Genomic DNA, 6762 nt, shown 5'->3' with positions numbered 1-6762 from the left:
CGTAATTCTTAACCCTGTTGCTTTATCGAAGGCGTGTGCGAGGTTTGGTTTGATTGTGAAGCCGATGGTTTCGCCTTTGGCTTGGTGTGGTGGTTTTTCGGTTTTGGCGATGAACTCTGTGCCTTGGGCAGTGATCAGGTGGACGAGCGCGTATTCGCCGAGGTTTTCGACCAGTTCGAGTTTGCCTTCGACCACAATGTTCTCGTCGGATGGTGTCAGGTGTTCAGGGCGCAGGCCGACTTGCACGTTGGCGTCAGCCGGTTTGCCGAGGTGGGCTGCTGCCCCGTCGGTCAGTTCCGCACCATCGAAGAAGTTCATTTTCGGGCTACCGATGAACTGCGCCACAAAGGCGTTGTCGGGGCGTTCGTACAGGTCAATCGGTGATCCAACCTGTTCGATCCGGCCATCACGCAGCACAACGATTTTGTCGGCCAGCGTCATCGCTTCGACCTGATCGTGGGTCACGTAGATCATCGTGTTGCCAAGGCGTTCATGCAGACGCGCGATTTCCAGACGGGTTTGCACGCGCAGGGCCGCATCAAGGTTGGAGAGCGGTTCGTCGAACAGGAACACTTCCGGATCACGCACAATCGCACGGCCAATGGCCACACGCTGACGCTGACCACCCGACAGGTTGCGCGGGCTCCGGTCCAGATAATCACCCAGTTGCAGGATTTCTGCGGCGGCTTTCACGCGGCGGTCGATTTCGGCCGGATCGGTCTTGGCCTGCTTCAGACCAAAGGCCATGTTCTTATACACGGTCATATGCGGGTAAAGCGCATAGGTCTGGAACACCATCGCCACGCCACGCTTGGACGCAGCCACATCGTTGACTTCCACATCACCGATCTTCACCGACCCGGATGTGATTTCCTCAAGACCCGCGATCATCCGCAACAGCGTGGATTTCCCGCAGCCCGATGGACCCACAAACACGACAAATTCGCCGTGGTCGATATCCAGATCAACGCCATGCATTACTTGCGTGGCACCATAGCTTTTACGCACGTCGCGCAGTGTCAAACCGGCCATTTTTGCTCCAATTCAGAGATGTCGTGCCGAAGGGTTTCGGCAAATTCAGGGTAAGTTTCAGGAAGATCGCCCCAGAGTTGGCGCGATGTGATAAAGGCGTCCGTGCCCAACATGGCAGACAGATCGTCCCAGCTGGGTTCCACATATTTGAACGGGATTTTGCCCGCCGCCACATGGGTTGCAAACACATGCCAGCTGGCAATCGAACGGATCGCGTTTTTCGGCAAGATACCTTGTTTCAGGCAGCCTTCCAGCGTGGGGCGGATAAAGATCGGGAACTTCACCATGCCATCCGCACAGATCCGCGCGACCGTATCGCCAATCGCCTGGTTGCTAAACCGCGCGTCGATCTGGTCCAGATAATCCGCCTTCGAGAACGGCAGATCAATGGTGATCGCAGGCAGCACTTCGTCTGCTTCAAAGGCGCGGAAGTGGCGGTGTAAATGCGGCACCCGCATCGCCGCATCAAAGGTTTCAACACCTTCCAACGCTGCCAGATAACACAATGCCGTATGGCCGCCGTTCAGCACCCGGATTTTGGTTTCCTCGTAAGGGTCCACATCCGGCGTCACGGTCACACCCGCTTGCGCCAGATCAGGCATCGGCCCTGCAGCTTTGTCTTGCAAAACCCACTGGATAAAATCTTCGGCCATGATCGGTGATGCGACCTCTGACCCGATCAACTGGGTCAGTTCCACGCCCAGTTCAACCGTGCTGCGCGGCGTGATCCGGTCCACCATCGAACAGGGGAACGCCACGTTGTCCGCGACCCAAGCGTGCAACACCGCATCGCCGCAGGCCTCAAGATAAGCCAGCAGATTGCGGTGCAACATCTTGCCGTTCTGGCGGATGTTATCACAACACGCGATGGTCAAAGGGGCACCGCCCGCATCCATCCGCGCCTGCAAACCCGCCCGCAGATACCCATAAACGCTTTGCGTCTGATCACCCGCCATTTCAGCGGCAATGACCGGATCCGCGCGGTTCAGATTGCCATTCGGATCGGTGTAATAGCCGCTTTCGGTGACCGTAATCGTCACCAGATGTACGCTACCGCGCGCCAACAACGCCTCGGATGCTGTCCGGTCCGCGCTCCAGTCTGCAAAATGCACATGCGATCGCACACGGCGCAACGCCACCTGCCCGTCCGGCGAATAGGATTTCAAAAAATACCCGTCGTGGCGCGCCACATCATCTGCGGCCGCCGCAAAAGACCCGGCTTCCGCACCGCGCAGGTTCACAGCCGCAATACCCCAGTTCAGATCACCGGATTTGTCCATGTAATCGTCAATATACATCGCCTGATGCGCCCGATGGAACGCCCCGAACCCCAAATGCACGACACCCACAGCACAGGCTGCGCGGTCATATCCCGTCGCCCCGATCGGGTGCAGAACTGCGCTATTCATGATGTGGTCTCCATTGGTTTAGACAAGTCTTTGCGCGCTGTATCGCGGTACTCTGAAGGGGTCATGCCCTTCATCTTTAGAAAGTGACGGTTGAAGTTCGCCAGATTGCGGAACCCCGCATCAAAGCTGATATCCGAGATCGTCGCATCCGACGCGTACAGCATGCTGCAGGCTTGACCCACGCGCACAGACGTCAGGAATTCAACGAACTTGTGGCCCGTCACAGATGTAAAATTGCGCGCAAACGTGGCTTGGGTCATCCCCGCCATTTCAGCCGCATCCCCCACGCTAAAATCGTCTTTGAAGTTGGCCACGATGTGATCCACCACAGCCCCGATCCGCGCGTGTTTACTGCCGCCCTGCACTTGCACCAGCTTGGACACCGACAGGACCTTCTTTTCCGCATGCTCATTCAAACGCACAAGGAACCGGATGAACGCCAGAATGCGCTCAGGACCTTCGTTATTACGGATCGATTCCATGTGACCGCGCGCAAAGGTCGGGTTGAACCCTTCAAACTGCACACCGGACTGGGCCAGCGTCAGCATCTTGCGGACCTCGCCAAATTCGGGGAACCCTTCGGCCAGTTTTTCAAAACTTTCATGGCTGAACTGCACCAGCATATCGCGCGTCGCCACAGGTTCGGTCCAAACCTTATCCGTGATCCAGTTATGCGGCAGGTTCGGCCCCGTCAGGAACAGATCACCCGCTTCAAAATCGCCGATGTAATCGCCCACAAACGCCTTGCCGCGTGTCGCCACAACCAGATGCAATTCGTATTCTTCATGGGCATGCCACCGACACAAATCCGTAGGCCATCCATGTTCAAGATAGCGGATCGACCGTGTGGTCCGATCGACTAACTCAATTTTTGGAACCATTATCGACATGATTTATCTCTTTTTTCCAGCCCGGTCGCATGGCGGCATCTTTCGATCAGACGCCGCCCACAGCCTTACTTCACCGCACCAAAGGTCAGACCCTGCACCAGCTGTTTCTGACAGAACCAGCCCAACACAATGATCGGGGCCACAGCCGCTGTCGATACTGCCGACAGACGTCCAAAGAACAGGCCCTCTGGTGCGCGGTTGCCTTCAATCAGCTTCGACAAAGTCGCCGCATCAATCGTGGTCAGACGGACCGTCCAATAGGCTTCGTTCCAGCAGAAGATGAAGGTCAGCAGTGCGGTCGATGCAATGCCACCCCATGCCAGCGGAATAAGGATATCCTTGATTTCGCCCCATGTGCTCACGCCGTCCATCTTGCCCGCTTCAATGATCTCTTTCGGGATCTCCTTGAAGTAGGTGAACAACATCCAGATCACGATCGGCAGGTTGATCAGGCACAATACCAAGATCACAAGGAAGTGCGTGTCAAAGATGCCCAGCATGTTCTTCGTCAGGAAGGTCATCGGGTACAAAACAGCCGCCGCTGGCAACATCTTTGTCGACAACATCCACATCAGGATATCCTTGGTGTGACGGCTTGGGTCAAACGCCATCGCATAGGCCGCAGGCACACCCACAACCAGCGCAAACAAAGTCGCAAAGGTCGACGTGATCACCGAATTGGTCGCAAAGCGCCAGTAATCATAGTTCTCCGTCATGTTGGTGTAGTTTTCCAACGTCGGCGTAAACTTGAACAGGAATTCAGGCTTCACTGCATCCGCGTCCGTCTTAAAGCTGGTGAACACCAACCAAAAAATCGGGAAGAAGAAGATCAGCGCCACGATCCAAGCCACAACAGGCCATGCGATCTTGCTAAATTTCGAGGTCTGAGAAACGGTAGCCATTGTCTTTTCTCCTAGTCCATCAACGTCTTGCCGACCATGCGCAGCAAGAAGATGGCGATAATATTGGCCAGAATGACCGCGAAGATACCTGTCGCACTTGCCGCACCGATGTTGTTCGAGGTGAACTCACCAATCAGATAAGGCAGGTTTTTGTTGCCGTTCCCGCGGCTGACAATCTCGATTTCCGCATACAGGGACAGGTGGAAGATCGACTGGATCATCACAACAATCGCAATCGGACGCCCCAGATGCGGCACCGTCAGGTTGATGAACTGCGACCACGCAGACGCCCCATCAAGCGTCGCCGCTTCTTTCTGGCTTTCATCCTCGGACTGCAGCGACGTCATAAAGATCAACACCGCAAACGGGGTCCACTGCCACGTCACCATCATAATGACCGCATAAGCAGAGGTCTGTGTGGCGCGGAAAGAGATCGGTTCCAACACAGGCCACAGGTTAAAGAACCAACCCAACACCGGGAAGTCACGCAACCCATCGATCATGTTGTTGATCCCGCCAACCGCAATCCCCTGCAAACCCAACACAGGGTCCAAAATCATGTTGATCCACAACACCCCGTTCACCGCTGGCATCACAAAAAACGGCGAGATCAGCAAAACACGGACAATCCCGCGCCCGGGGAAGTTCCGATTAACCAAAACCGCAATCCCAAGACCCAAAACAACCGTCAGCACCAAAATGCTGGACACGATCAGCACAGAGTTCTGGATCGCAAACCAAAAATCCTTGGCGTTCAGAACATACTGATAGTTCCCCAAGCCCCGCCAGTTGCTGAGCGCCGGTGTCGTCCATTCCGGCCGGATCGTCGAGTTCAGCACATACCGGATAAACGAGAAGTAAAGCGTCATGCTCAGCGGGACCAACATCCACACCAGCAACAGCAAAACAGCTGGCGTTTGTAAGATCCGGGGGAGCGTTCTTTTGGTAGACATAGCTCGGGTCACCTTTTGGGGCAGGGTTTCAATCAAGACAGTGCAAGCAGATCGGGACGGACAGCGACAGATGGGCAGATCGATGCAGGCAGGTCGGGGCAATTCGCAAAAACAGATGATCATTGAGCGCGCAGCGCCACAGCATACGCGGGCGTCGCATCAAAGCAAAATGGTCAATAAATACGGGTGGTAAACGTCTCTTAAGGTCTGGGCCCGACCGCAGCCGGGCCCATCCTATTTCAGTCGAAAGGGTTAGTAGTAACCCGCTTCAGACATGATTGCGTCTGCTGCAGACTGTGCCGCTTCCAGCGCTTCTTCTACAGATTTCGCACCAGACAGGGCCGCTGCGATTTCTTGTGCAACCGCTGTACCCACTTCTGGGAACTCAGGGATCGCTGCAAACTGGACACCAACATATGGCTTGATGTCTGTGGCTTCTGGCGCCGCAGAGTTGATCGCTGCCAATTCAGCGTCTGCAAATGCAGCAGCTGCCTGGAACTCAGGGATCGCATATGTGGATGTACGTGTGCCTGTTGGAACAGAACCCCAACCGAAGTCTGGGTGGTTACCGACAGCTTCAATGTACGCTTTTGATGTCGCCCATTCGATGAATGCTTTGGCTTCATCCGCGTTTTCTGTGCCCGCAGGTACAGCCATCGCCCATGCCCACAACCAGTTCGCGCCCACTGGGTTACCAGCATTCGGAGACTGAGCGTAAGCAACACCGTCTACTTCAAGGAAAGAAGCAGCGATCGTCGCGTCAATCCACAGACCACACTTGCCTTCGTTGTACAAAGCGAGGATCTCGTTGAAGGAGTTACCTTCAGAACCTGGAGGACCGTATGTACCCAGCAGATCAACGTAGAAGTTAACAGCTGCATTCCATTCGTCGGAATCAAGCGCTGGCTTCATGTCCGCGTCGAACCATGCGCCACCGAAAGAGTTCACCATTGTTGTGACGAACGCCATGTTGTCGCCCCAACCCGGCTTACCGCGCAAACATGCACCGTAAACGCCGTTGTCTGGATCGTGCATCGCAGCAGCAGCCGCTTTGACGTTGTCCCAGCTGTCGTTGTCAGCGATTGTTACGCCAGCAGCGTCTGTCAGGTCTTTACGGTACATCACCATAGAAGATTCACCGTAGAACGGTGCAGCATACAATGTGCCGTCCGCAGACAGACCGTTGCGCATTGCTGGCAGCATGTCGTCAACGTCGTAGTCAGCGCCGAACTCAAGCGGTTCGATCCAACCAGCAGCACCCCAAATCGGTGCTTCCTGCATACCGATGTTGATGATGTCGTACTGGCCACCACCGGTTGCAGTGTCAGAAGTAACCTGCTCGCGCAGAACGCCTTCTTCCAATGACACCCAGTTCAAAGCAACACCAGTTTCCTCAGTGTATGCCTCTGCAACCTTCTGCATGTTGATCATGTGACCGTTGTTCACAATCGCAATCGTCAATTCCTGCGCGTGCCCATCAGCAACCGCAACAGATGACGTCGCAACAACCAAAGACAGCCCTAAAGCCGTATTCATCAAAGATTTCATGTGTTCCTCCCAGAAATCACAGTTTGGA

The 6762-nt window shown here is 55.1% G+C and carries 6 protein-coding genes; all 6 read right to left on the bottom strand.

Features of this window, described 5'->3' with window-relative positions:
* The coding region (ugpC, locus tag MWU61_RS19580; RefSeq protein ID WP_247130167.1) for a sn-glycerol-3-phosphate ABC transporter ATP-binding protein UgpC at positions 1–1032 on the bottom strand (1032 nt) is incomplete at its 3' end.
* The gene (locus tag MWU61_RS19575) at positions 1020–2441 is read right to left on the bottom strand and encodes a mannitol dehydrogenase family protein (RefSeq protein WP_247130166.1); all 1422 of its coding nucleotides are present in this window, start codon (positions 2439–2441) and stop codon (positions 1020–1022) included. The genes ugpC and MWU61_RS19575, both read right to left, overlap by 13 nt.
* The gene (locus tag MWU61_RS19570; protein WP_247130165.1) at positions 2438–3331 is read right to left on the bottom strand and encodes an AraC family transcriptional regulator; all 894 of its coding nucleotides are present in this window, start codon (positions 3329–3331) and stop codon (positions 2438–2440) included. The genes MWU61_RS19575 and MWU61_RS19570 overlap by 4 nt, the downstream gene beginning before the upstream one ends.
* Positions 3332–3396: 65 nt before the next feature.
* Positions 3397–4233: a carbohydrate ABC transporter permease gene (locus MWU61_RS19565; RefSeq protein WP_247130164.1), complete on the bottom strand. Its 837-nt coding sequence runs from the start codon at positions 4231–4233 to the stop codon at positions 3397–3399.
* An 11-nt stretch (positions 4234–4244) separates the two neighbouring features.
* Positions 4245–5186 carry a sugar ABC transporter permease gene (locus tag MWU61_RS19560; RefSeq protein WP_247130163.1) on the bottom strand — a complete coding sequence of 314 codons (942 nt, stop codon included), beginning with the start codon at positions 5184–5186 and terminating at the stop codon, positions 4245–4247.
* A gap of 252 nt (positions 5187–5438) precedes the next feature.
* Complete coding sequence (locus MWU61_RS19555; RefSeq protein WP_247130168.1) at positions 5439–6734, bottom strand: sugar ABC transporter substrate-binding protein; 1296 nt, start codon at positions 6732–6734, stop codon at positions 5439–5441.
* Positions 6735–6762: the final 28 nt, after the last annotated feature.

The organism is Loktanella sp. F6476L (genome assembly GCF_023015725.1).
GTDB lineage: Bacteria > Pseudomonadota > Alphaproteobacteria > Rhodobacterales > Rhodobacteraceae > Yoonia.
This window is presented reverse-complemented; position numbering and strand designations above follow the sequence as displayed.